Below are 26,586 nucleotides of genomic sequence, written 5' to 3' on the forward strand. Positions count from 1 at the left end.
AGAAAAACCCCGAAAGGCTCAACCGATCAGCAAAGGCCGCAAAAATACCGCCGCCTACGCTTCTCTTCCTCTCTCAACAATGTCAAAGAGCGATGGCAATCGAGATTGCCTGCGAACCAACGAGGGCTCACACTTATAGGAGTGACAGAGGAACCGGTCGGCACCCTGGCTATCCGCCGAAGCACCTTGGCTCATGTCTCAGGTCTTGGGGACCCTGTCTTTCGTTGGCGACCGGCTTTGGGAGCCGTCTCACCAGAAAGACTAGGACGCTCTGGCCGGCGGCTCATCGCTGCGGCCCGCGTCGTGTGGGCGGTTTATGCTCAAACTGCCGGGAAAGGTCAAGCACCTTCTTCAGGAATTTTCCACAGAAGCCGTCAACTCCTTTCGGGACACGAGTTTGGCGCGTGGATAACCGTCCTCCACGCTCGGCCGGCTTGCCCTCGATCCCGCGACTCGCGCCTCGCAGGCCGGATTCGGCCGTGCAAGAAACGCCTATTCCGCCGGATGGGGGGCCGGCGCGCCGGTTGGCGCTTCCTCGCCGGCGTGCTGGCGCCGGCCGATCAGGCTGTAGACCGTCGGCACGACGAAGAGCGTGAGGATGGTGCCCAGCGTCATGCCGCCCACGATGACCCAGCCGATCTGCTGACGGCTTTCGGCACCCGCCCCGTCGGCGAAGGCCAGCGGCACGGCGCCCAGCACCATGGCGCCGGTCGTCATCAGGATGGGCCGCAGGCGCAGCACCGCCGCCTCCACAACCGCCGCGAGCCGCTGCCGGCCCGCCTGCTGCTGCTGGTGCGCGAATTCGACGATGAGGATGCCGTGCTTGGTGATGAGCCCGACCAGTGTGACGAGCCCGATCTGCGAGAACACGTTGAGCGTCCCGCCCGTGTAGTACAGCGCCGCGAGCGCGCCGGTCATCGACAACGGCACGGTGAGGAGGATGATGACGGGATCGCGGAAGCTCTCGAACTGCGCCGCGAGGACGAGATAGATGAAGGCGAGCGCCAGGACGAAGACGAGGGCGAGCGACTGGCTCGAGGCGCGGAACTCGCGGCTCTGGCCGCTCAGATCCGTCTGCACATGGTTTGGCAGCACCTCGTCGGCTGCCTGTTCGAGGAAGGCGATGCCGTCGCCCATCGTATAGCCGGGCGCGAGATTGGCCGAGATGGTGACCGCGCGCAGCTGATTGAAGCGGCGCAGCTCTTTCGGTGCAACCGATTCGCGCACCGTCACCACGTTGGAGAGCTGGATCATCTCGCCGCTCGGCGCACGCAAGAAGATCGTCGACAGCGTCTGCGGCGAGGCGCGGTCGGCGGCAGCCAGCTGCACATAGACGTCATATTGCTCGCCATCGATCTCGAAGCGCGTCACCTGGCGCCCGCCGAGGAGCGTTTCCAGCGTGCGGCCGACGACGGAGACGTCGAGCCCGAGGTCCGCCACCTTGGCGCGGTCGAGCTCGACGCGGAACTCGGGCTTGTTGAGCTTGAGGTCCGTGTCGACGTTGATGAGGCCGGGCCAGGCGTCGATGCGCTCCATCAGCTTGTCGACATAGCCCTGCAGTTCCTCGTAGGTGCCCGAGGTCTGCACGACGAACTCGATGGGGCGCGAGGAGCCGCGCTGCCCGAGGGAGGCCGGGTTGATGGCGAAGGCGTTGACGCCGGCGATGCGCCGCAGCTTCGGCTGCAGGTCGGCGACGATGTCCTGCTGCTTGACGCTGCGGTCGTCCCAGTCGACCAGCCGGCCGAAGGCCATGAAGTCGGTCACCTCGGGAAAGCCGACGATGCTGAGCGTCGAGCGGATGCCGGGATATTGCGACACCAGCGCCTCGACCTCCTGCGCATAGCGCGTCGTATAGGCGAGGGTCGCGCCCTCGGGGCCGCTGCCGCGCAGCATCACCGTGCCCCGGTCCTCGACCGGCGACAGCTCCGACCGCAGCTGGGTGAAATAGAAGGCGCTCATGCCGGCGACGCCGACGGCCAGCAGCACCACGAGCCAGCGCAGCTTCAGCGAGGCGACGAGCGCGCGGCGATAGCCATGCTCCAGGGCCGACAGGAAGCGCTCGAGCGCCGAGAAGACGAAGCCGGGGTTCGGATTGTGCTTCAGCAGGCGCGAGCACATCATCGGCGTCAGCGTCAGGGCGACGAAGCCCGAGACGAGCACCGCGCCGGCGAGCGTCAAGGCGAATTCGAGGAACAGCCGCCCGGTGCGGCCCGGCGAGAAGGCGACCGGCGCATAGACCGCGGCGAGGGTCAGCGTCATCGCCACCACGGCGAAGGCGATCTCGCGCGAGCCCTTGATGGCGGCCGCGACGGGCGTCATGCCCTCCTCGATGTGCCGGTAGATGTTCTCCAGCACGACGATGGCGTCGTCCACCACGAGGCCGATGGCGAGCACCATGGCGAGCAGGGTCAGCGTGTTCACGCTGAAGCCCATCGCATACATCAGCGTGAAGGTCGCGATGAGCGAGATCGGGATGGTGACGATCGGGATGATGGAGGCGCGCAGCGAGCGCAGGAAGAACAGGATGACCAGCACCACGAGGACGATGGCCTCGCCGATGGTGTGATAGACGGCCTTGATTGAGCGGTCGATGAAGACCGCGTTGTCGTTGGCGACCTCTGCCGTGACACCGGCCGGCAGCGATTCGTTGACCGCTGGCAATACGGCCCGCACCGCATTCGAGACGTCGAGCGGATTGGCCACCGCCTGCTTGACGATGCCGACCGTGATCGTCGGCTTGCCGTTGTAGCGGCCGTCGCGCCTCAGGTCAGCGGCGCCGAGCTCGACGCGCGCCACCTCCCCCAGCTTGACTTGATAACCGTCGGCCAGCTTGACGATGATGTTGCGGAATTGCTCGGCGGTGGTGAGGCCGGTGCGCGACAGCACCGTGAACTCGCGCATCTGGCTCTCGATCCGGCCGGACGGCAACTCGACGTTCTGGCTGCGCAATGCACTTTCGACGTCCTGGACGGTGAGGTTGTAGGCAGCGAGCCGCTCGCGGTCGATCCAGATGCGCATCGCATAGCGGCGCTCGCCAAAGATGGTGACGTCAGCGACGCCATTGAGATTCTTGAACCGGTCGACCACGTAGCGGTTGACATAGTCGGTCAGCTCAAGCGCATCCATCCGCTCGGCCATGAAGGAGATGTAGATGACCGGCTGGGCGTCCGCTTCGACCTTGGCAATGGTCGGCTCGTCGATCTCGTCCGGCAGGCGCCGGCGCACCCGGCTGACGCGGTCGCGCACATCGCTGGCGGCAACATCGACATCGACATCCGAACGGAAGCGCACGGTGATGCGGCTCGATTCGGCCCGGCTCGTCGATTCGAGGACATCGATGCCGGCGATACCAGCGATCGAGCCTTCGAGCACCTGCGTCACCTGGCTCTCGATGATGGTCGCCGAGGCTCCGGGATAGCTCGTCGTCACGGAGACGACCGGCTCGTCCACGTTGGGATATTCGCGCACCGTCAGCCGGTCGTAGGAGACGATACCGACAAGGATGAGGATGAGGCTGAGAACGGTGGCGAAGACCGGACGGCGGATGCAGATCTCCGGCAGGCGCATCTGCCTTCCCTCAGCCCTGCGCGGCGGTCGAGGTCACGACCTCGACGTTGGCGCCGTCGCGCAGCCGCTGCTGGCCGGCAGTGACGACCACCGCCCCCGGCTCGACCCCTTCGGCGATCTCGACGAGGCCGCCGTAGCGGTTGCCGAGCGTCACGCGCGCCTCGACGGCCTTGCCGTCCTCTACGCGGAAGACGAAGGTGTCCTGCCCGCGCGGCACGATGGCCTCCTCCGGCACGGTAACCACCTGCCGCTCCCGGCTACCCTTGATGAGGATGCGCGCGAAAAGCCCGGGCCTCAGGGCCATGTCGCCGTTGGGCACCCGGGCGCGCACGCTGAGTGCCCGCCCGTTAACGTCGACCAGCGGGTCGATGGCCTCGATCACGCCGTTGAAGATGCGTCCGGGGAATGCATCGACGCTCACCTCGACGGCCTGCCCCACGGCGATGTCGCCGAGATGGATCTCCGGAACCTTGAAGTCGACGTTGAGGGCATCGATCTTCTCGAGGTTCACGAGCGGCTGGCCGGTCGTGACATAGGCGCCGACCGAAACCGTGCGGATGCCCAGGATGCCCGGGAATGGGGCGCGGATCGTGAGCTTATCGAAGCGGGCCCGGATGAGCGCGACGGCGGCCCGTGCCATGGCGAGATTGGCCACCGCCTCGTCGTTCGCCCGCTGGGTCGTGTTGCCGGAACGGGCGAGTGTGCTCGTGCGCTCGTAATTGGCGAGGGCGAGGTCGAGCTTGGCCTGTGCGTCGTCCATCTCAGCCTGCGTCAGCGCGCCGTCGAGCTTGAAGAGAACGTCACCCTCCTGGACGGCTTGGCCGTCGCTGAAGGCGATCGAAGAGATGCGGCCCGCAATCTCTGACGCGACCTTCACCGATTCGTCCGAGGCGAGGCTGCCGATGGAGCGAACGTCGGCGGTCGACGTGCCGGCCTTGGCCACCGCGGTCTCGACGGCAAAGGCCGGTGCGCGACGCGAGGTCGTCGCCGGGCCCTGCCCCTGCGCCGAGGCATTCGACTGCAACGCGGTCCATAGATCATTGAACCGGCCCTGATTGAGCAGGTAGGCGCCGCCCCCAGTGGCCGCGAGCAATGCGATGGCGACAACAACCGATTTGCGCATACCGTCCCCTGACTCTCTCGGCCCGCCGCCCATCGCGCACGACGAGCCTGTCTTGGCATGCCCGCGAACGTTCGCGAACGCCCCCGTCCGCCGGCCCGAAAGTGGCCTAGTTCCTCAACCCGAGAATTATACGCTAGCTATGTGGCGACTAGCAGAAAGCGGCAAATTAAATCTTCGTCATCAAACACCCGGCAAGGCACCGCCTCGTCAGTGGGCAAAAGTTCACAGTGCGGACAGGAGATGCCCGCCGTCGACGGGAATCACCGCGCCCGTCATGTAGGCCGAAGCCGACGACAGCAGCAGCAGCAGGACGGCATCGAGATCCTGCATGCGGCCGAAGCGCCTCTGGGGGATGCGTTTCAGGAGCGCCGCCCCAGCCTCGCTCGCCAGGACGTCGCGGTTGAGGTCAGTTTCGACATAACCCGGGGCCAGCGCATTGACGCGGATGCCGTGGCGCGCCCATTCGAGGGCCATCTGTTTCGTGAGTTGGATCAGCCCAGCCTTCGACGTCGCGTAGGAGCCGACCTGTCTGCCCTGGCGCAGGCCCAGGATGGAGACGACGTTGACGATCGCCCCGTCGCCGCCCGCCGCGATCATTGCTCGCGCCACCTCGCAGGCGACATGCCGCGCCCCGGTGAGATTGGTGTCGATGGTCGCCACCCACTCCTCCGATGCCTCGTCGAGCAGCGCCCGCGTACGGGCGATGCCGGCGTTGTTGACGAGTCCGTCGATCGTGCCGAAACGCGCCACCACACGGGCAACGCCGTCACGGACGGAAGCGATGTCCGTCACGTCCATCGCCACCGGCTCGGCCTCGCCGCCGGCCATGCGGATCTCCTCGACCAGGGGCACGAGCAGATCGAACCGTCGGGCCGCGACCGCGACATGGACCCCATGGCCGGCGAGCATGCGCGCGAAATGATGGCCGAGACCGGACGAGGCGCCGGTGACGATCACCACCGCGCCGGCCAGGTCGGCGAAGGGATTGAGAATCCGTGGGCCATTCTCGTCGAGCATCGCGCCATCCATCCGCAACCGGCCCCCTCCAGGCCCCGGCGACCTCATGCGAGCACGCGCGCGCATGGGACGCAAGGCGGCCGGACGGCGATCCGCCCGCCGGCCGCTCAGCGCTGCGTGCCGGCCTGCCGTGCGGCCTCGGCCGCCGTCTCGCGCACGACGACAACGGTCGCATCGGCATGGCGGACGACACGCGCGGCGTTCGGCCCGAGGAAATAATCGTCGATCTTGGGCCGCGCTGCGCTGATGACGATGAGGTCGATGTCCAGTTCCCGGGCATAGCGCAGGATGACCTCGTAGATGGTGCCGTGATCGACAATGTGCCGGTGACGCACACCCGCCGGGATGGTCTCCTTCGTATAGGCGTGGAGGGCAGCGTTCGCCTCCTCCATTGCCCGGCGCACGTGATCCTTCGGGAAGAAGCCAGCAACGATGCTCATGCCGAAATCCGGCACCACGGTCAGCACGTGGATCGTGGCACCGAAGGCCTTGGCCATGTCGACGGCGGTCTTCACCGCCTTGGTCTGGCTGTCGAGGTGGGCGACGTCGATGGCGAGCAGGATGTTCTTGTACATGGACTTCCTCCGGCTCAGGCGGTCGCGGGCGCGCCGACGGCCGTGCGCTGCCGGCGGCGCTGCAGGAGAACGACGAGGCCGATCAGCAGGAAGCCGGGAATCGTCATCAGCTGGCGATTCATGCGCTCGCGCTCGCGTTCCAGCTGCACGATGCGCACGGGCTGCTCGCCGTAGAAGTCGAAGTTCTTGAGGCTCTGGGCCGCCTGGCTCGTGGCATCGAACGGCTCCTCCAGCACGACCGCATCCCCCTCGACCTGGTAGAGGAGACCCGTGTTCTGCTCGAGGCGCCCGCGCGGATCCCCTGCCGGCGCTCCGAGCTCGAGCACGATGGTCTTCTGTGCGATCCGCCCGAGGCGGAAGTCGGGCCCCTCCACCGTGAGCCGCAACGTGCCCTCGTCGGGCTCGGAGGCCACCGCCTCCTCGATCCGCGCCGGCGCCAGCGTTTCATAGGGTTCAGATATCTGGTCCAGGAAGAAGCCGGGACGCAGCAGGAAAAAGGCCGCGAGCAGCAAGATCGCCGATTCCCACAGGCGCGAACGCACGAGGAAGAAGTTCTGAGTCGCCGCGGCGAAGACCAGCATGGCGATCGTCGCCTTGAAGAAGATCCAGACCGCACCGGCCCAAGAGACGTCGATGAGCAGGAGGTCAGTGTTGAAGATGAAGATGAACGGCAGCAGCACGGTGCGCAGACTGTAGAAAAAGGCCGTAACGCCGGTTCTGATGGGATCGCCACCGGAGACGGCGGCCGCGGCAAAGGAGGCGAGGCCGACGGGTGGCGTCACATCCGCCATGATGCCGAAATAGAAGACGAACAGATGCACGGCGATGAGCGGCACGAGGAAGCCGTTGGCAGCCCCGAGTTCCACGACCACCGGCGCCATCAGCGAGGAGACGACGATGTAGTTCGCCGTTGTCGGCAGGCCCATGCCGAGGATAAGGCTGATGACGGCCGTGAAGAAGAGGATGAGCAGGAGGTTGCCGCCGGAGATCAGCTCGACGAACTGCGCCATCACCTGGCCGATGCCGGTCAGCGTCACGGTGCCGACGATGATGCCGGCCGTCGCCGTGGCCGCGGCGATGCCGATCATGTTGCGGGCGCCGAGCACGAGCCCTCCGAAGAGATCGTCCGCCCCCTCGCGCAGCGCGGCGCCGACATCTTGGCCGCGCAGGCCGCGGAAGAGCGCCTTGAGCGGCTTCTGCGTGACGAGGATGAGGAGCAGGAGGGCCACGGCCCAGAAGGCAGACAGGCCGGGCGACTTCTGCTCGATCATGAGGAACCAGACGAGGACGACGATCGGCAGGAGGTAGTGCAACCCGGTCTTTAGCACCTCCTTGGCGAGCGGCAGTTCCACCACCCGGGCGTTCGGGTCGTCGAGTTCGAGGTCGGGCGAGCGCGAGGCATACCAGACGAGCCCGACATAGGCGGCGAGCAGCAGCAGGACGAGCAGCAAGGCCGACATGTCGGGCAGCAGCATCTGCACGCCGCGGATGACCCAGTAGATCACGCCGCAGAGGATGACGATCGAGGTCGCGGAGATGCCGGTGACGAGGGCCGACTGCCAGACGGTACGCCGAATGCGCTTGGGCAGCGTCGGCATGTCGTGCTTCACCGCCTCGAGATGCACGAGATAGAGCAGCGCTATGTAGGAGATGATGGCGGGCAGGAAGGCGGCCTTGATCACCTCGAGGTAGGAGATGCCGACATATTCCACCATCAGGAAGGCGGCCGCGCCCATGACGGGCGGCATGATCTGGCCGTTGACCGAACTCGCCACTTCGACCGAGCCGGCCTTTTCGGGCGTGAAGCCGACGCGCTTCATCAGCGGGATGGTGAAGGTGCCGGTCGTCACCACATTGGCGATGGAGGAGCCGGAGATGAGACCGGTCATCGCCGAGGCAAGGACGGCGGCCTTCGCGGGTCCGCCGCGCAGGTGGCCAAGAAGTGCGAAGGCGAGCTTGATGAAGTAGTTGCCGGCCCCCGCGCGGTCGAGCAGCGAGCCGAAAAGCACGAAGAGGAAGACGAAGGACGAGGACACGCCAAGCGCGATGCCAAAGACGCCCTCCGTCGACAGCCACATCTGGTCCATCGCCCTTGGAATCGACGCGCCCTTCCAGCGGATCACGTCCGGCACGAAGACACTCGAGCCGAAGAAGACGTAAAGCAGGAAAACGACCGCCACGACGACGAGGGGCAAGCCGAGCGCGCGGCGCGTCGCCTCGAGGAGGAGGATGAGGCCGACGCCGGCCACGACCAGGTCCTGCATCAACGGATTGCCTGGGCGGGTCGCGAGGGCCCCGTAGAACAGGAAGATGTAGGCCGCGCAGAAGGCGGCGAGGAGCGCCAGCACCCAGTCCTGCACAGGGATGCGATTGCGAGGGCTCGACGGCAGGGCCGGAAAGGCGCAGAAGGCGAGGAAGAGCGCAAAGGCGAGGTGGATCGAGCGCGTCTCGGTATCATTGAGGACGACGCGCAGGCCCGTTGCCGCCTGGGTGACGAAGGGCAAGGGCGACGCGATCCAGATCTGGAACAGCGACCAGGCGAGCGCGACACAGAACAGCAGCCGGCCAGCCATGCCACCGGGATCGCGCGCCCCGGTGTCGGAGGACGCCACGAGATCCTGCAGCTCTTCGTCGCTCAGCGGCCGGCCCGCTTTCGGCTCTTCAGCCATGCTCATGCTCCCCCCGCAGTTGCGCTTGCCGGCTCGCCGGCGTGCCGCCCGGTATTCCCCGCGGCGGCGAAAAGCCGGGCGGCACGCGCGTGCCGCCCGTCTTCATCTTACATCAGGCCGGCTTCCTTGAAGTACTTCTCTGCACCGGGATGCAGCGGCGCCGACAGGCTCTGCTTGACCATCTCCTCCTTGGTCAAGGTGCCGAACGCAGGATGCAGGCCCTTGAACTGGTCGAAGTTCTCGAAAACCGCCTTGGTGAACTCGTAGACAACGTCTTCGGGCACCTTGGCCGAGGTCACCACCGTGGCACCGACGCCGAAGGTCGTCGTGTCCTCGGCTGAACCCGGATACATGCCGCCGGGAATGGTAGCCATGCGGTAGTAGGGGTTATCGGCGACGAGCTTCTCCACCTCGGCACCGTCGACGTTGACGAGCACGCTCTCGCAAGACGAAGTCGCCTCCTGGATCGAACCGTTAGGATGGCCGACGGTGTAAACGATGGCGTCCACCTTGTTGTCGCACAGCGCCTGGGCCTGCTCCGCCGGCTTCAACTCAGAGGCGAGCGAGAAGTCGGACGTCTTCCAGCCCTTGGCCTCGAGCAGCACCTCGGTCGTCGCCCGCTGACCCGAGCCCGGGTTGCCGATATTGACGCGCTTGCCCTTGAGGTCGTCGAAGGTCTTGGCATTCGCGTCCTTGCGCGCCAGCACCGTATAGGGCTCGGCGTGCAGCGAGAACACGGCACGCAGGTCCTTGTCGGCGCCCTGGTCGGCGAAGTTGGCCTTCCCGTTATAGGCATTGAACTGCACGTCGGACTGCACGACGCCGAACTCGAGCTCGCCCGAGCGGATGGCGTTGACGTTGAACACGGAGCCGCCGGTTGATTCGACCGAGCAGCGGATGCCGTGTTCCTTGCGCTTCTGGTTCATGAGCCGGCAGATGGCGCCGCCGGCCGGATAATAGACGCCCGTGACGCCGCCCGTGCCGATGGAAATGAACTTCTGATCCTGGGCAGCGGCGCCACCGGCGGCGGCAAGGCCGATGGCCCCCGCCGCAGCGGCCGTTGCGAAAATGGACAGGATACGCATGTCTGGACCTCCCTCTATGGTCAGATCATCCGGGAACCCTTGACGAGGCCCCGCTCATCGCCCCGGCCGGTACTGGCGGCAGGGGCGTGTGCCAAAGGCGGCGCAGGTCGTCCGCGCTGGCGAGCGGACGGGCGCTGCCGGCAGCGGCCGCGACGGCCGCCGCGACAGTTGCGCCGTTATGGGGCGCGACGCGCCCCTCCGGCAATATCAGATTGTTCTCGAAGCCGATGCGCATATGCCCGCCGTGGGCAACCGCGGCAGCGGCGCAAGCCGCCTCACGCCGCCCGAAGGCGCAGACCATGAACGGATGGCGCGCAAGGCCTGCCGTGAGGAAGGCGTCAAGATCGCCCGGCGCTGCCTCCCGTCCGGCGTAGCTGCCGAGCACGGCGAGCACGTTTGGCCGCGGCGTGTCCGGGATGATCCCGCGCGCCATGACGTCGTCGAGCCGGGCGAGCTCCTCTGCACTGTAGACGATGATCTGCGTCAGGACGGGCCGGATGGCGAGCCGGGCGAAGAAGCGGCCAGCCGCAGTCTCCGCAGCAACATCGGGCATGATCTCGCGCAGCGCAATCGAGACGCTCTCGGGCACCAGGTCGTCGACGAGCGCCATCTGCGCCGCCGGGGCATAGCGTCCGACGGCCTCGGTGGTGATCTGCACCACCATGGCCTCGCCCACCGCGGCGCGCACGGCGCGCGTCGCCTCGCGGTACAGATCCGCATCGAGGACGTGGCGCCCCTCGCCGTCGCGCACGTGAAGGTGGATCGCCACGGCGCCCGCCTCTCGGCAGCGGGCGGCCTCGCGGGCGAGTTCCCTGGCCGTCAGCGGCAGTGCCGGGTGATCGGCCTTGCCGCGCCGGGCGCCATTGGGCGCCACCATGACAGCGAAGGGAGCGGTCATGCACGCACCTCTGCGATGGCCCCGTCAACGGCAGCGGCCAGCTTGTCGACGATCTCCTCGACGTGGGACGCAGCGATGATGAAGGGCGGCGCCAGCAGGATGTGGTCGCCGCTGACGCCGTCGGCCGTACCGCCGGCAGGATAGCACATCAGCCCGGCCTCCATGGCCTTGGCCTTGACCCGCGCATTGAGCCTGTCCTGCGCGGCAAAGGGCTGCTTCGTCTCACGATCGGCGACCAGCTCGACGCCGATGAAGAGCCCGCGGCCGCGGATGTCGCCGACATGGGCGTGCTGGGCGAATCGCTGTCCCAGCGCCTCGGCCAGTCGAATGCCCTGCTTGCGGCAGTTGTCCAGCAATCCTTCGGCCTCGATCGCCCGTTGCACGGCGAGCGCCCCTGCACAGGCGCTCGCGTGGCCGATATAGGTGAACCCGTGCTGGAAGCCCTCGGGAGATAAGGCAATCGTATCGTAGATCGTGCTCGACATCAGGCATGCGCCGATGGGTTGATAGCCGGCGCCGAGGCCCTTGGCGCAGGTGACGATGTCGGGCGTGACGCCGTCCTGCTCGCAGGCGAAGAGCGTGCCGGTACGGCCCATGCCGCTCATCACCTCGTCGAGGATCAGCAGGATGCCGTAACGGTCGCAGATCTCGCGGATGCGGCGGAAATACCCGGGCGCCGCCGGCACGGCGCCCAGCGTCGCGCCCACCACCGTCTCGGCGACGAAGGCCATGACCGTACCGGGACCGAGGCGTAGGATCTCGGCCTCCAGCGCCGCCGCGGCGCGCTCGCCATAGGCCCCCTCGCTCTCGTCGTCGCGGCGATGGCGATAGGCGTAGCAGGGCTCGATGTGGGAGACCTCGATGAGCAGCGGCTCGTAGACGGCGCGACGGCCGGCATTGCCGCCGACGGCGAGCGCCCCGAGCGTGTTGCCGTGGTAGCTCTGCCGGCGGGCGATGATGCGCGAGCGCTCGCGCTCGCCCCGGTTCCAGAAATATTGCCGCGCCAGCTTGAAAGCCGTCTCGTTGGCCTCCGAGCCGCCGGAGACGAAATAGACATGGCTGATGCCGGCCGGCGCGCGCTGCGTGAGATGCTCCGCCAGGGCCTCTGCCGGCTCGTTCGTGAAGAAGGAGGTGTGCGCATAGGGCAAGGCGTCGAGCTGTGCCTTGATGGCCTCGATGACGCTGCGGTGCGAATGGCCAAGGCAGGAGACGGCCGCGCCGCCGGAGGCGTCGAGATAACGGCGCCCGACCGAATCGATGACATAAGGCCCCTCGCCGGCGACGGCGACGGGCAGCGGGATCCGGGTCTGGCGGTGCAGGATGCGGGTCATGATGCGTTCAACTCGTTGCGGAAGGCTGGCTCAGGTCGTCGGCGTCGCTCCAGTACGCGCCGGCCGACTGCAGGTGTTGCTCGCGGCCGGCGACGGCGGCGAGCGCCTCAGGTCCGAGGCGGGCCATGACGAGAGACACGAGGGTCTCGACGACGGCCATTGTGCCGACCTGCGACTGCAGCAGCGAAACGCCGCCGTCCCCCACGAGAACCACATGGCCGGCGGCGCGGCCGAGCGGCGAGAGCGCGCTGTCGGTGATGGCGATGACCGTCAGCCCCTGCCGGCTCGCCTGCCGGGCCACGAGTACGGTCTCCCGCGTCAGCGGCGCGACGCCGATGGCGACGAGCACGTCGCGCTCGTCGCAATGGTCGAGCGCATCGACGCCGAGCCCGCCGACGCCAGCGAGCGGCAGCACCCCTTCACGGAACAGCGCAAGCGAATAGGACAGGGCGAAGGCTGGCGGAAAACTGCTGCGCAGGCCGACGACAGCGATGCGCCGGGCCGCCGCGAGGCTTTCTGCCGCCGTAACGAGAATCGCCGCCTGCGGCGGGGCGAGCGCCGCATCGACCGTGACATGCGCCGCGGCCTGCGTCGCAGCAACCAGCATCGCCGCATCTGAGCCGGCCCGCGCCATGATGGACTGCGCCCGCGCGGCGAAGGGCCCGACGGGACGCGCCTTCCACTGCGCGCGCAGGACGTCGCGGAAATCCTCGTAACGCTCGTAACCGAGCATGCGCACGAGCCGCAGGAGCGAGGCGGGCGAGACGCCGGCGGCGGCCGCGAGTTGACGCATGGACATAAGGGCGCCGTCGTCGGGGTGGCGCGTCAGGTGCTGGGCCGCCTTGCGCAGTTGCGGCGGCAAATCGTCGAACAGCCGAGCCAGTTGCCGGTCGATCGTGTCCACAGACGCCCCGATGCAGCCGATGAAGCAAACGTTTCATTATGCTCGCACCATAAAACATCTGCGTCAATAAGAGTCATCGCTATCGGCGGCGGCGGACCCGGAATTGTCGCGCGCCCCCGTTTGGCGCTACCGTCCGTCGCGGCCACCGGGCCGCCACGCGCCGCGGAGAGCTAAAGACAGCATGCGCAATCCCACCAGCCTGATCGACCGCATGCGCCTCGAACTGCCGGAGATGAATCGGGCCGACCGGGCAGTGGCGGACGTCATCCTCCATGACATCGACGCCGCGACGCGCCTCAGCACCAGGGAGCTCGCCGGCAAGGCCGAGGTCAGCGAGCCGACCGTCATCCGCTTTGCGCGGCGGATGGGCTGCGAGGGCTTCACGGATTTCAAGATCCGCCTGGCGCAGGACTACGCCATCGGCCGCATGTATCTGGTTGCCGAACGGTCAGTGCCGGCGGAGACCGGGCGTGAGGTCGCCGAGCATGTCTACGAGGCGACGGCACAGGCGCTCGCCAGTGCCTTCTCGCAACGCGATCCGGCGGCATTGGAGGCGGCGGCGGAGATACTGGACAAGGCGCGCCGCATCTTTTGCTTCGGCGTCGGCGGCAGCTCGGCCAACGTCGCGCAGGAAGCGGAGAACAGGCTTTTCCGCCTCGATCTCGCCGCCTCTGCCACGGCCGATCCCTACAAGCAGCGCATCATTGCGGCGACGGCGGGACCGGGCGATGCCCTGCTCATCTTCTCCGTCACCGGCAAGCCGCGCTCGCTCGTAGACGCGGCGGAGATCGCCCGCGGCCTCGGCGCCGCCGTGGTCTCGGTGACCGCGCCCGGAACCCCGCTCGCCGGCCATTCGACATTGGTTATCCCCCTCGTCGCCTTCGACGAGGAAAAGTTCTTCTACATGCCGAATCGCGGCCGCTACGGCCAGCTGTTCGTGCTCGACTGCCTGGCGACACTGATCGGCGCGCGGCGCATGAAGAGCGTCGCCAAGAAGCTCTGGCGCGCCCGCATGACCCTTGTCGACCTGCACGGCTCGACCGAGAGCCAGCCCGTTGGCGACTGAGCGCTGCAAGGCGCCTCCCGCCTTGACGGCCCACAAACGGCCGGCAGTTCTGGCCTCCGGCGCCGTCATGCCGGCGCGTGTCGCGGGCATCCACGCCTTGAACAATGAGAACAACGTCAAAGGCGTGGATGGCCGGGACGAGCCCGGCCATGACGAGGCCCATGCGCGCTCCACAGCGCGCCAGCCGCGGGCACGTGGCCGGAACCCTCAATAGGTAGTTAAATTACATTCTCTCCCCCCCCACGTCCAAAACCCCGGAAATTGCCAGCAACTCGGCCGCAAAATCCTCGGAACGGCAAAATTTTCTTATTTCATCGATAATTACGTCCGAGTTCCCTGCCCATCGGGATGCGTCCACCCACCCCAATCGAGCCAGCCAAGATCCCTCAGCCGCCCTCCCGATTGACAGGTCAGTAATAAAACTACATCATACGCTCATTCCAATTCCAGACTGGCGAATGCGAAGCATGCAGCGCTCCGACAAGACCATCGTTTCCTTCCGTTTCGACGAAGTCGTCGTCCCGGCCCATCCGGGCGTGATCAATTCGGAGAGCCTTGCAAAGCCGCTCCACATGCTGCCGGTCGGCGGCAAGGCGGCATGGAGCACCCAGTTCGACGAGCTGCCGAAGCTCATCGTGCGCATGACGCTTGCCGACGGCACGGTCGGCCTCGGGGAATTCTACCGCGACCATGAGTGGCTGCGCATCGAGGCGATCTGCGCCAACCTCCTCGGCACCTCGATCCTCGATCTTCCCCTGCAGGACCTGCCGCTGCCGCTCTGCCGGGAATACGACGGCTTCGAATGCGCGCTCTGGGACGCCTATGCGAAGTCGCTCGGCGTGCCGATGCATGCGCTGCTCGGCGGGGCCATCCGTGACCGCGTCGCCGTCAGCGCCTGGTCGAGCCACCGCACGCAGGAGGAGGTCGGTCCCTGGGTGCGCCGCTACTGGGAACAAGGCTACAAGGTCATCAAGTTCAAGTGCGACCTCGAGGACAACGTCGCCGGCTGGTGCGCGCGTATCAAGGAGCACGCGCCGGGGATGAAGGTGCTCTTCGACCCCAACCAGCGCTGGGAGAATGCCGGCAACGCGCGGCGCATCATCCGCGAGCTCGAGGCCGTCGGCAACGTGCTGCTGCTCGAGGACCCGCTGCCGCGCTGGATGCTGCTCGACTTCGCAGAGCTGCGACGCTTCTCCTCGATCCCGATCGTGCTGCACGTCTCGCTGCCCTACGTCTACCAGGGCCAGCGGCCGCACGACGCCATCAATGCCATCGCTCACAATGCCGTCGACGGCTTCAACTTCAACGGCGGCCTCGCCAAGTTCCAGGCGCTCGACCATATCGCCGCGACGGCCGGCCTCTATTGCTGGCACGGCTCGGAGGTGGACCTCGGCATCCTCGAGGCCATGTACGTGCACCAGTCGGCGGCGGCGAAGAGCTGCGTGTGGCCGGGCGACATCTTCGGCCGGATGATCCGCACGCACGACCTGCTCGAGAAGCCGCTCGCCTTCGAGCCGCCGTTCGTGCGCATCCCCAGCGACGGCCCGGGTCTCGGCGTGAAGCTCGACGAGGCGGCACTAGCACGGTTCCGCACCGCCGAACGCACCATCTCCTGAGGGCGGCCGATGCGCTGGGAAAAATTCACGACGAACGAGATCGCCGGCCTCGACCGGTCGACCCCGGTTGTCCTCAACATCGCCGCCATCGAGCAGCACGGCCCGCACCTGCCGCTCGATACGGATGCCGCGATCGGCGCCCATTTCCTCGCGCGGCTCGACGAAACGCTGGGCGAGAAGGTGCTGATCCTGCCGCAGGTCAAGGTGTGCTGCTCCGAGCACCACATGGATTTCGCCGGCACGCTCAGCATCCGTCACGAGACCTTCCTTGCCTATGTCGGCGACATCCTCGAGAGCGTCGTGCGGCACGGCTTTCGCAATCTCGTGCTGTTGAACAGCCACGGCGGCAACCAGGCTATCGGCCAGGTGCTGCTGGAGAGCTTCGGCGCCCGCCACCGCGACTGCCGTATCGCCATGCTGACCTGGTGGCGGCTCGCCGCGCCCGAACTCGAAACGATCCGCGAGAGCGATTTCGCAGGCATCAACCACGCCTGCGAGTTCGAGACCTCGCTGATGCTCCATGCGGTGCCCGACAGCGTGCGGAGCGCGCTCGTCAGCGGCATGAGCTATGCGCCGACGCACGACTGGGCCCAGGCCGACATGATCCGCGGCAGCCGCGGGGCCATGTTCCGCTCCATGCACGAGATGTCGCATGGCACCGGCGTCGTGGGCGATCCGTCGAAGGCGACCGCAGAGAAAGGCGAGAGGATCACCGCGGCTGTGGTGGACCAACTCGTCCGCGTCGTTTCGACCCTCCAAGAAGCGCGCTGACGGCGCGCGTCTTTCACCGGCAACCAACAGAGGGGTGCGCCACATGTTCAGAAAATTGGTCCTGGCGGGGCTCGCGGCCACGAGCCTCTCCTTCGCTGCCACGCCACCGACCCTCGCGCAGGAGCGCGGCGGCGTCATCAATGTGGCCATGATCGGCGAACTCGCCTCGCTCGATCCGACCGTCGCGACGGGCGACCTTCTCGGCACCGTCACGCAGCACTTCTTCGAGACGCTGTTCACCTTTGACAAAGAGTGGAATGTCACGCCGCTCCTGGCGGAGAAACTGCCTGAGGTGTCGGCCGACGGCCGCGTCTACACCATCACCCTGCGCAAGGGCGTGACGTTTCACGACGGCAGCGCGATGACGGCAAAGGACGTCGTCGCCTCCCTGCACCGCTGGCTGGAGCTCGCCGCGCGCGGCAAGCTGGTGCAGCCGAACCTCGCCGGGCTCGAGGCGGTCGACGACCATACCGTCCGCCTCAGCCTGAAGGAGCCGTTCGCGCCGCTCGCCGCGCTGCTCGCCTTCAACAATTCCGCGGCCATCATCCTGCCGGCCGGCAAGATGGACAACCCGCTCAAGGAATACGTCGGCACCGGCCCCTACATGCTCAAGGAGCGCAAGGCCGACCAGTACATCCAGCTCGTGCGCTTCGACGGCTATCAGGCGCGCGAGGGCGACCCGAACGGCTTCGGCGGGGCGCGCAAGCAGTACCTCGACGAGATCCGCTTCGTGCCGGTGCCGGATGCGAACACACGCGTCGAGGGGGCCATCGCCGGCCAGTACGACTATGCCGACCTCCTGCCCGTCGAGGCCTACGACCGGCTCAACGGCCAGGACAAGACCGAGCCGCTCCTGCTGAAGTCCTTCGGCTGGCCCATGTTCATCATGAACAACAAGCAGGGCATGATGACGAAGCTGGAGATGCGCAAGGCCGTGCAGGCCGCGCTCAACGCGGACGACATGCTCGCCGCCGCCTTCGGCAAGCCGGAGTTCTATACCGTCGACGGCGCGCTCTACCCGGAGGGCTATCCGTGGCGCACGGACGCCGGCACCGAGGCCTACAATCTCGGCGATCCGGAAAAGGCCAAGGAGCTCGTCAAGGCCGCCGGCTACGACGGTAAGCAGCCTATCCGCATCCTGACCAGCCGCCAATATGAGTTCCACTACAAGATGGCGCAGGTCGCGGCGGAATATCTGAAGGCGGCTGGTCTCGCCATCGAGTTGCAGGTGGTCGACTGGGCGACGCTGGTGCAACGCCGCGCCGATCCCGCCCTGTGGGACATCTTCATCACCCACAGCCCTTTCCTGCCCGATCCGGCGCTGATCGCGCCGCTGCCGGCGACCTATCCGGGCTGGTGGGACAATCCCGAGAAGGAAAAGCTGCTCGTCGCCCTCAACGCCGAGCTCGACCAGAACAAGCGCGTCGCGCTCTTCACTGACCTACAGAAGCTGCTCTACGATCAGGCTCCTCTCTATAAGGTCGGCGATTTCAGCGCCCTCTCGGCCAAGTCGCCGAAGCTCAAGGGCTACGAAGCCTCGCCCTGGCCGTACTTCTGGAACGCCTATCTGGAGAAGTGAGCCTGAGCCGGCACAGGCCGGCGGTGCACGCCCCTCCTGCCTGTTCCACGAATTGACGCGGAGGGGCGAGGGGAAGGGAGGAAGGCGGAGCAGCGTGCCGGCGCTGGCCGGACATGTCAGCCTTCCAGCATCGATTGGAACGGTCCGGCGGGCGCCGCCGACCCTAGCCCCGCCCTGCCGCAAGCTAGGGGAGGGGAACCCGGCGCGCCCGACTGGTTCCGCCCACTGCCAGAACGCCATAGTCTTTTGTCCCGGGATTGTGATGCCGCTCATCTCCCGGCAGCGAGTGGAGCGATGACCCGCTACATCCTGCAGCGCCTTCTCGGCATGCTCGCCGTGATGTTCACGGTGGTGACGATCGTCTTCATCATCGTGCGCATCGCCCCGGGCGACCCGGCTGCCGTCATGCTGGGGCCGGACGCGACGCCGGCCGACATCGCCGCGCTGCGCGCCCGCCTCGGGCTCGATCAGCCGCTCGTGGTGCAGTATCTCTTCTTCCTCGGCCAGCTCATCAAGGGCGACCTCGGCCAGTCGATCTTCCTCGACATGCCGGTGACGCGGGCGCTCGCCGAACGGGCCGAGCCCACCTTCTTCCTGACGCTGTTCTCTATTCTCATCGCCAGCGCCATCGCGCTGCCGGTCGGCATCCTCTCCGCCTACAAGCGCGGCACGCTGTTCGACCAGGCGGTGACAACCTTCGCCATGTTCGCGGCGAGCATCCCGAGCTTCTGGCTCGGCCTCGTGCTCATCCAGGTCTTCGCGGTCCGGCTCGGCTGGTTCCCGGTCGCGGGCTACGGCGGGCCGGATGCGTCCTTCCTCACGCGCCTGTCACATCTCGTGCTGCCGGCGGTGGCGCTCGGCGTCGTCTCCTCGGCGCTGATCACACGCTTCACCCGCGCGTCGATGCTCGACGTGCTCAACGACGACTACGTGCGCACCGCCCGCTCCAAGGGTATGGGCGAGTTCCGCGTCGTCATGAGGCACGCCTTCAAGAACGCACTCATCCCCGTGCTCACGGTCATCGGCCTCACCGCCGCCCTCCTCGTCTCGGGAGCCGTGGTGACGGAGACGGTGTTCAGCCTGCCGGGCGTCGGCAACCTCGTCGTGTCGGCGGTGCTCCGGCGCGACTATCCCGTCATCCAGGGCGCGCTGCTCGTGATCGCGGCGATCTACGTGCTGATCAATTTCGGCATCGACATGCTCTACATCCTCATCGATCCGCGGGTGCGCTACTGATGGCCGCTGTCAGCATCACCCCCGCGCCGCGCCTCACGACGCTCATGCTGCAGCGCAAAACGCTGGCGATCGGCCTTGCCGTGATCCTCGCCATCGCGCTCTTTGCCTTGCTCGCGCCGCTGATTGCGCCCTATGCGCCGAACAAGTTGTCGATCGTCAACCGCCTCAAGCCGCCGAGCGGCACCTATTTCTTCGGCACCGACGAATTCGGCCGCGACATCTTCAGCCGCACGATCTACGCCGGCCGCCTGTCGCTGACGGTGGGCGCGGCCGCGACGGTGTTCGCATGCGTCATCGGTATCACGCTCGGCCTCGCTGCCGGCTTCTTCCGCCGCGCCGACGCGGTGATCGCGCGCATCATCGATGCGATGATGGCCTTCCCGGACATCCTGCTCGCCATCGCGCTCGTCGCCGCGCTCGGGCCGTCGCTCACCACCGTCATCGTGGCGCTCGGCATCGTCTATGCGCCGCGCCTCGCCCGCATCGTGCGCGCCTCAACGCTGGTGATCCGGGAGCTGCCTTACGTGGAGGCGGCGCGGGCGCTCGGCGTGCCGACCTGGCGCATCATGACGCGCCACGTGCTGCGCAACCTCGTCTCGCCCATCCTCGTGCAGGCGACCTTCATCTTCGCCTATGCCATGCTGGCGGAGGCGAGCCTGTCCTTCCTCGGCGTCGGCGTCAGCCCCGAGATCCCGACCTGGGGCACGATGATCGCCTCCGGCCGGCAATATGTCGGTCAGGCCGACTGGATGACGATCTTCCCCGGCGTCGCGATCATCCTGTCCGTCCTGTCGCTGCAGCTCGTCGGCGACGGCCTGCGCGACCTCCTCGACCCGCGCCTTCGAAAGGACCTCTGAGCGATGGCCGCCGTCCTTTCCGCCCCCTCCCCGCTCACCGCGACGCTACCCGAGGACGTCGTCCTCAGGGCCGAGGACCTGCACACCCACTTCATCGTCGGCGAGCGCGCGGCGAAGTCCGTCGACGGCGTGACGCTGACGGTGCGCCGGGGCGAAACGCTCGCCGTCGTCGGCGAATCTGGCTCGGGCAAGTCGGTAACGAGCCTGTCGATCATGCGCCTCCTCGCCCATCCCGGCCGCATCGTCGCAGGGAAAATCCTCTACCGGATGCGCGACGGCACGGTCGTCGATCTCGCGACCTTGCCGGAAAAGCGCATGCGCGCCATCCGCGGCAAGGAGATCGCCATGATCTTCCAGGAGCCGATGACGAGCCTCAACCCGCTCTACACCGTCGGCGACCAGATCATGGAAATGATCCGCCTGCACGAGCCGCTTTCCCGGCACGAGGCGCGCCGGCGGGCGCGGCAGATGCTCGAGCTTGTCGAGATCCCGGCGGCCGAGAAGCGGCTCGACCAATATCCGCACGAGATGTCGGGGGGCATGCGCCAGCGCGTGATGATCGCGCTCGCGCTCTCGTGCAACCCGGCCCTCCTCATTGCCGACGAGCCAACGACGGCGCTCGACGTCACCATCCAGGCCCAGATCCTCGACCTGATGCGCCGCCTGCAGCGCGACATCGGCATGAGCATCCTGTTCATCACCCACAATCTCGGCGTCGTCGCCGAGATCGCCCACGAGGTGGCGGTGATGTATGCCGGCCGCGTCGTCGAGCAGGCCCCGGTCGAGGCGCTCTTCGCGCGGCCGCGCCACCCCTATACCAAGGGCCTCCTCGCCTGCATCCCCAACCCGGAGCGCGACCGGGCGGCGGACGGGGCGCGGCTGATGTTGAACCCCATCCCCGGCAACGTCCCGAGCGTTCTCAACCTGCCGCCGGGCTGCACCTATGCGCCGCGCTGCCCGCTCGTCGAGCCGCACTGCGAGGGCGAGGCGCCGGGCCTCGTGCCGGCCGGCCCCGGCCACCTCTCCCGCTGCTTCAGGCACGAGTTGCTGTGACCGTCATGAGCCAGTCCCCATCCCCCGCAGGCGGCGATGTCCTGCTGTCCGTCCGCAATCTCTCCAAGCGCTTCCACACGGCGAGCGGTCCGGTGAAAGCGGTCGAGGACGTCTCCTTCGACGTTGGCCGTGGCCGCATCGTCGGCATCGTCGGCGAATCGGGCTCGGGCAAGACCACCGCCGGGCGCTGCATCCTGCGGCTCGTCGAGCCGTCGGAGGGCGAAGCGGTCTTCGACGGAGTCGACCTGTTCAAGCTTCCGGAGCGGGCGCTGCGCGCCTATCGCCGGCGCATGCAGATCATCTTCCAGGACCCCTATTCCAGCCTCAACCCGCGCATGCGTGTCGGCGACATCATCGGCGAGGCCATCGACACGCACGGCCTCGCCAAGGGTGCGGCGCGGCAGGCGCGCATCGCGGACCTCCTGACCCGCGTCGGCCTCAGCCCGGAACATGCGCGGCGCTATCCGCACGAGTTCTCCGGCGGCCAGCGCCAGCGCATCGGCATCGCCCGCGCGCTTGCCGTCGAACCCGAGCTCATCGTCGCCGACGAGCCCGTGTCGGCGCTCGACGTCTCGGTGCAGGCGCAGGTGCTCAACCTCATCCAGGAGCTGCAGAAAGAGCTGGGCCTCACCATGCTCTTCATCTCGCACGACCTCACCGTCGTCGAATATCTGTGCGACGACATCGTGGTGCTCTACCTCGGCCGCATCCTGGAGCAGGGCCCGTCGCGCGAGGTCTATGCCAATCCGCGCCATCCCTATACCAAGGCGCTTCTCTCGACCGCACCGATCCCCGATCCGACGGTCCGGCGCGAGCGCGTCATCCTTCAGGGCGACATCCCGAGTCCGCTCGACCCGCCGTCCGGCTGCGTCTTCCGCACGCGCTGCCCCTTTGCCATCGAGGCCTGCGCCAGGGCCGTGCCGCCGCACGAGAGCGTCTCGCCCGGCCATTCCGTCGCCTGCATCCGCCAGGCGGAACTCGCCACTCCTGCCACGCAGAAGGTCACCGCATGACGCCCTACCAGCGCCTCGCTGATCTCGGCCTCGCCCTGCCACCCGCACCGAAGCCTGTCGCGACCTATGTGCCCTTCGTGCAGGAGGCCAACCTCCTCTTCCTCTCCGGCCAGGGGCCGCGCGAGGCGGACGGCCGTCAGCGCACCGGCAAGGTCGGCGACGAGATCGGCGTCGCGCAGGCCTATGACGATGCGCGACTGACCGGGCTCAACCTGCTCGCCGTGATGCACGAGGCGCTCGGCGACCTTGCCCGCGTGCGGCGCGTGGTGAAGCTGCTCGGCATGGTCAATGCCGTGCCGGATTTCGGCGACCATCCGAAGGTCATCAACGGCTGCTCGGATCTCTTCGTCGCCGTCTTCGGCGAGGCCGGCCACCACGCCCGCTCGGCCGTCGGCTTCGGCTCGCTCCCGAACAACATCACGGTGGAGATCGAGGCGATCGTGGCGGTGGATTGAGCGAAGGCTCGCTGGCTCCCGCGCAACCGTCATGCCCGCGCCCGTCGCGGGCATCCACGCCTTGGAAAGCTGTGCAACGTCAAAGACGTGGATGGCCGGGACGAGCCCGGCCATGACGGCGGGAGCGGTGCGCTCCCGGTTCGGTCAGCATCAGGGGAAGAAGGCCGGCCGGCAGTGTCTATGCCGTTCGGTCGTTCATGTCCCAAGGGAGAAGAAGCTGCCGACCGCTATTCCCCCGCTGCCGCCTTCTTCGTTGGTTTGCCGGCTGCCTTTTTAGCGGGCGCCTTTTCAGCCGGCTTCTTTGCAGCAGCCTTCTTCGCAGGAGCCTTCTTGGCGGCCGGCTTCTTCGCCGATGCCTCCTTGCCGCCGCCGGAGGCGCGCTTGGCGCGGATGAGGGCGATGGCCTCCTCCAGCGTCAAGGCGTCCTTGTCCATGCTCTTGGGCAGGGTGGCGTTGGTCGTGCCGTCGGTGACGTAGGGCCCGTAGCGGCCGGCCTTGACGCTGAGCTGCTTGCCGCTCTCCGGCTCTTCGCCCAGCACCCGGCCCGGCTCGGCCGCGCCGCCGCGGCGTCCGCCGCCCTGCTCCTTCGTGATGATCAGGTCGATGGCCCGGTTGGCACCGATGTCGAGCACGTCGTCGTCCTTGCCGAGATTGGCATAAGTTCTGTCGTGCTGGACGTAAGGCCCGAAGCGGCCGATGCCGGCAAGGATCGGCTTGCCGCTCTCGGGATGCGTCGCGACCTCGCGCGGCAGCGACAGCAGTTTCAATGCCTTCTCGAGGTCGACGAGATCCGGCGCAAGGCCCTTGGGCAGGGTCTGGCGCTTGGGCTTGTCGCCTTCCCCGAGTTGCACATAGGGGCCGAAGCGGCCGTCGCGCAGCGTGACGTCGAGCCCCGTCTCAGGGTCCTTGCCGAGGGTGCGCGGGCGGCTGTCGGCGGCGGCGCTCGCCTCACCGTCTCCGTTCGCGGCGAGCTGGCGCGTGTAGCGGCACTGCGGATAATTGGAGCAGCCGATAAAGGAGCCGAACTTGCCGAGTTTCAGCGACAATTGACCCGTGCCGCAGCTCGGGCAGGCGCGCGGGTCGCTGCCGTCCGCCTTCTTCGGGAAGATGTGCGGCCCGAGCTCCTCGTTGAGGGCGTCGAGCACCTCGCTCATGCGCAGGCTCTTCGTCTCGTCGATGGCGGCGATGAAGTCGCGCCAGAAATCGCGCAGCACCGTCTTCCAGTCGATCTCGTTGTTGGAGACACGGTCGAGTTGCTCCTCGAGGTCGGCCGTGAAGTCGTATTCGACATAGCGACGGAAGAAGCTCTCGAGGAAGGCCGTGACGATCCGGCCCTTGTCCTCGGGCACGAGGCGCTTCTTGTCGATCTCGACATAGCCGCGCTCCTTGAGCACGGCGAGCACGGCCGCATAGGTCGAGGGCCGGCCGATGCCGAGCTCTTCCATGCGCTTGACGAGGCTCGCCTCGGTATAGCGCGGCGGCGGCTCGGTGAAATGCTGCGTCGCGCGGATCTCGCGCTTCTCGAGGGCATCGCCGGCCTTCATGGCAGGCAGGCGGCGGCTCTCTTCATCTTCCTCGTCGTCGCGGCCTTCCTGGTAGAGCTTCAGGAAGCCGTCGAAGGTCACCACCTGGCCGGTGGCGCGCAGCTCGAGAAGGCGACCGCCGGCCCTTGCCTCGATATCGACCGTGGTGCGCTCGAAAACGGCCGATTCCATCTGGCTCGCCACGGTGCGGGTCCAGATGAGCTCGTAGAGCCGCGCCTGATCGGGGTCGAGCTGGCGCGCCACCATGGCGGGGAGGCGGCCGAGATCGGTGGGGCGTACCGCCTCATGCGCCTCCTGCGCGTTCTTGGCCTTGGTCGTATACTTGCGCGGCACGCCGGGTACATAGGCGTCGCCGAACTCCTTGGCGATGACGCGGCGGGCGCCGGCAACCGCCTCCGGGGCCATGTCGACGCCGTCGGTACGCATATAGGTAATGAGACCGACCGTCTCGCCGCCGATCTCGACGCCCTCGTAAAGCCGCTGGGCGAGCTGCATGGTGCGCGCCGGGGCGAAGCCCAGCTTGCGCGAGGCCTCCTGCTGCAGGGTGGAGGTCGTGAACGGCGGTTGCGGGTGGCGCTTGGCGGGCTTGGCCTCGACGGCGGTGACACGGAAAGCCGCCGTCTCGAGCAACTTCCTGAAGGCTTCAGCCTCCTCGCCCTGGCCGATGTCGAGACGGGCGATCTTCTTGCCGTCGGCACCGACGAGGCGAGCCTCGAAGGTCGCGCCCGCGTCCGTCTTGAGGACGACGACGAGCGACCAGTATTCGCGCGGCACGAAGGTCTCGATCTCGCGCTCGCGGTCGCAGACGAGGCGCAGCGCCACCGACTGCACGCGCCCGGCGGAACGGGCGCCGGGCAGCTTGCGCCACAGCACCGGTGAGAGGTTGAAACCGACGAGATAGTCGAGCGCACGACGGGCGAGATAGGCATCGACCAGCGCCTGGTCGATCTGGCGCGGCTGGCGCATCGCCTCCAGCACCGCATCCTTTGTGATGGCGTTGAAGGTGACGCGCTCGACGGCCACGTCCTTCAGCACTTTCTTCTGGGTCAGCGCCTCGACGACGTGCCAGGAGATCGCCTCGCCCTCTCGGTCCGGGTCGGTGGCGAGAATGAGCTTGTCCGCCCCCTTCACCGCCCTCGCGATGTCGGACACGCGCTTCGACCCGCGGTCCTCCAGTTCCCAGACCATGGCGAAATCGGCCTCGGGATCGACCGAGCCGTCCTTGGCCGGCAGGTCGCGGATGTGCCCGAACGAGGCCAGCACCTCGTAGTCCTTGCCGAGGTACTTGTTGATCGTCTTAGCCTTGGCGGGGGATTCGACGACAACGACTTTCATCAAGAATTCCTCGGCGAGCCTTCGAGAAAATGCGGGCGGCCGGCGCAAACACGGCCGGCGGGCGGACTAGTTGAGTGAAAGGGGGCGCGGAGTCAAATGGCAAGGCGATGACAGCGGCGCAAGAGGCGCACGGCGCCGGCGGGGCCGCTGCGTTGGAACCAGCGCTTTTGCGCCCTTTCTCGCGCAGCCCTTATCGACAAGGGCGAACGCCTCGTGTATAGGGCGCCACCAACTCAAAACAGCGTCGCCGAAACGCTCGTGTCCGCGGGACCTTCCCTTCGGGCATGCCGGCAGGAGTGATCGACATGAACATCATCGAAGAGATCAACAGGGAACAGATCGCCAAGCTCACGGAAGCCAAGTCCATCCCGGACTTCGAGCCCGGCGACACGGTGCAGGTCAACGTGCGCGTCAAGGAAGGCGAGCGCAGCCGCGTGCAGGCCTATGAGGGCGTGTGCATCGCCCGTGATGGCGGCGGCATCAACGAGAGCTTCACCGTCCGCAAGATCTCCTATGGCGAGGGCGTCGAGCGCGTGTTTCCGCTCTATTCGCCGCTGGTCGAGTCGATCAAGGTCGTGCGTCGCGGCAAGGTGCGGCGCGCCAAGCTCTATTACCTGCGCGATCGCCGCGGCAAGTCGGCCCGCATCACCGAGCGCGCAGAGCGCCGCGCCGAAAACAACGCCAGCGAGTGATCCCGCTCGATCATGGCCGGCGGCACCACCGCCGGCACCGGGACGTTCAGGAAGCGCGGCCTCTCGCCGCGCTTTTTCATTTCCATCGCCGGCTTCGGCGCGGCTCGCGCGGGAGCCATGCCAAGGCAGAGCGCGCGGGCGCGTTGTCGCTGCCGTTTTGATCTGTTAAAAACGGCGCGGAATGATGAGGCGCGGGCGCT

General features: G+C 67.2%; 20 protein-coding genes. 10 read left to right on the forward strand and 10 right to left on the reverse strand.

Features of this window, described 5'->3' with window-relative positions; translation table 11 throughout:
• Positions 1-492 precede the first annotated feature (492 nt).
• The 9 genes from ASC46_RS12570 to ASC46_RS12610 form a co-directional block, all read right to left on the reverse strand.
• Positions 493-3,567 carry an efflux RND transporter permease subunit gene (locus ASC46_RS12570; protein ID WP_055459666.1) on the reverse strand — a complete coding sequence of 1,025 codons (3,075 nt, stop codon included), beginning with the start codon at positions 3,565-3,567 and terminating at the stop codon, positions 493-495.
• Between the two features lie 10 nt (positions 3,568-3,577).
• A complete protein-coding gene (locus tag ASC46_RS12575; RefSeq protein ID WP_055459667.1) occupies positions 3,578-4,690 on the reverse strand; it encodes an efflux RND transporter periplasmic adaptor subunit in 1,113 nt (370 codons plus the stop codon).
• Positions 4,691-4,912: 222 nt separating this feature from the next.
• Positions 4,913-5,707, reverse strand: coding sequence for an SDR family NAD(P)-dependent oxidoreductase (locus ASC46_RS12580; RefSeq protein WP_055459898.1), 795 nt, complete (start codon positions 5,705-5,707; stop codon positions 4,913-4,915).
• A 107-nt stretch (positions 5,708-5,814) separates the two neighbouring features.
• Positions 5,815-6,282 carry a universal stress protein gene (locus ASC46_RS12585; RefSeq protein ID WP_055459668.1) on the reverse strand — a complete coding sequence of 156 codons (468 nt, stop codon included), beginning with the start codon at positions 6,280-6,282 and terminating at the stop codon, positions 5,815-5,817.
• Positions 6,283-6,296: 14 nt separating this feature from the next.
• A complete protein-coding gene (locus ASC46_RS12590; RefSeq protein ID WP_055459669.1) occupies positions 6,297-8,951 on the reverse strand; it encodes a TRAP transporter permease in 2,655 nt (884 codons plus the stop codon).
• 107 nt (positions 8,952-9,058) lie between these two features.
• On the reverse strand, positions 9,059-10,036 hold the full coding sequence (locus ASC46_RS12595; protein WP_055459670.1) for a TAXI family TRAP transporter solute-binding subunit: 978 nt from the start codon (positions 10,034-10,036) through the stop codon (positions 9,059-9,061).
• A gap of 25 nt (positions 10,037-10,061) precedes the next feature.
• Positions 10,062-10,934 (reverse strand): beta-keto acid cleavage family enzyme, encoded by an 873-nt coding sequence (locus ASC46_RS12600; protein ID WP_055459671.1) that lies wholly within the window; start codon positions 10,932-10,934, stop codon positions 10,062-10,064.
• Positions 10,931-12,265, reverse strand: coding sequence for an aspartate aminotransferase family protein (locus ASC46_RS12605; RefSeq protein ID WP_055459672.1), 1,335 nt, complete (start codon positions 12,263-12,265; stop codon positions 10,931-10,933). Before ASC46_RS12605 ends, ASC46_RS12600 begins: the two co-directional genes overlap by 4 nt.
• A gap of 7 nt (positions 12,266-12,272) precedes the next feature.
• Entirely contained in the window at positions 12,273-13,169 is an 897-nt protein-coding gene (locus ASC46_RS12610) for a MurR/RpiR family transcriptional regulator (protein WP_055459673.1), read from the reverse strand.
• Positions 13,170-13,350: 181 nt separating this feature from the next.
• Between ASC46_RS12610 and ASC46_RS12615 the strand changes: the two genes are divergently transcribed.
• The 9 genes from ASC46_RS12615 (at position 13,351) to ASC46_RS12655 (ending at position 22,815) form a co-directional block, all read left to right on the forward strand.
• Positions 13,351-14,235, forward strand: coding sequence for a MurR/RpiR family transcriptional regulator (locus tag ASC46_RS12615; RefSeq protein ID WP_055459674.1), 885 nt, complete (start codon positions 13,351-13,353; stop codon positions 14,233-14,235).
• A gap of 467 nt (positions 14,236-14,702) precedes the next feature.
• Entirely contained in the window at positions 14,703-15,851 is a 1,149-nt protein-coding gene (locus tag ASC46_RS12620; protein WP_055459675.1) for a mandelate racemase/muconate lactonizing enzyme family protein, read from the forward strand.
• A gap of 9 nt (positions 15,852-15,860) precedes the next feature.
• Positions 15,861-16,622 carry a creatininase family protein gene (locus ASC46_RS12625; RefSeq protein WP_055459676.1) on the forward strand — a complete coding sequence of 254 codons (762 nt, stop codon included), beginning with the start codon at positions 15,861-15,863 and terminating at the stop codon, positions 16,620-16,622.
• A 43-nt stretch (positions 16,623-16,665) separates the two neighbouring features.
• Entirely contained in the window at positions 16,666-18,201 is a 1,536-nt protein-coding gene (locus tag ASC46_RS12630; RefSeq protein ID WP_055459677.1) for an ABC transporter substrate-binding protein, read from the forward strand.
• Positions 18,202-18,495: 294 nt separating this feature from the next.
• Entirely contained in the window at positions 18,496-19,437 is a 942-nt protein-coding gene (locus ASC46_RS12635) for an ABC transporter permease (protein ID WP_055459678.1), read from the forward strand.
• On the forward strand, positions 19,437-20,294 hold the full coding sequence (locus tag ASC46_RS12640) for an ABC transporter permease (protein WP_055459679.1): 858 nt from the start codon (positions 19,437-19,439) through the stop codon (positions 20,292-20,294). Before ASC46_RS12635 ends, ASC46_RS12640 begins: the two co-directional genes overlap by 1 nt.
• 3 nt (positions 20,295-20,297) lie before the next feature.
• Positions 20,298-21,347, forward strand: a complete 1,050-nt coding sequence (locus ASC46_RS12645; protein WP_055459680.1) for an ABC transporter ATP-binding protein — start codon at positions 20,298-20,300, stop codon at positions 21,345-21,347.
• A gap of 5 nt (positions 21,348-21,352) precedes the next feature.
• Complete coding sequence (locus ASC46_RS12650) at positions 21,353-22,360, forward strand: ABC transporter ATP-binding protein (RefSeq protein WP_055459899.1); 1,008 nt, start codon at positions 21,353-21,355, stop codon at positions 22,358-22,360.
• Positions 22,357-22,815 carry a RidA family protein gene (locus ASC46_RS12655; RefSeq protein ID WP_055459681.1) on the forward strand — a complete coding sequence of 153 codons (459 nt, stop codon included), beginning with the start codon at positions 22,357-22,359 and terminating at the stop codon, positions 22,813-22,815. Before ASC46_RS12650 ends, ASC46_RS12655 begins: the two co-directional genes overlap by 4 nt.
• Before the next feature lie 227 nt (positions 22,816-23,042).
• Here ASC46_RS12655 and topA read toward each other — a convergent pair whose 3' ends face one another.
• Complete coding sequence (topA, locus tag ASC46_RS12660) at positions 23,043-25,694, reverse strand: type I DNA topoisomerase (RefSeq protein ID WP_055459682.1); 2,652 nt, start codon at positions 25,692-25,694, stop codon at positions 23,043-23,045.
• 305 nt (positions 25,695-25,999) lie between these two features.
• Between topA and rplS the strand changes: the two genes are divergently transcribed.
• Positions 26,000-26,386 (forward strand): 50S ribosomal protein L19, encoded by a 387-nt coding sequence (gene rplS / locus ASC46_RS12665; RefSeq protein WP_055459900.1) that lies wholly within the window; start codon positions 26,000-26,002, stop codon positions 26,384-26,386.
• Positions 26,387-26,586: the final 200 nt, after the last annotated feature.

The organism is Chelatococcus sambhunathii (assembly GCF_001418005.1).
GTDB lineage: Bacteria > Pseudomonadota > Alphaproteobacteria > Rhizobiales > Beijerinckiaceae > Chelatococcus_A > Chelatococcus_A sambhunathii.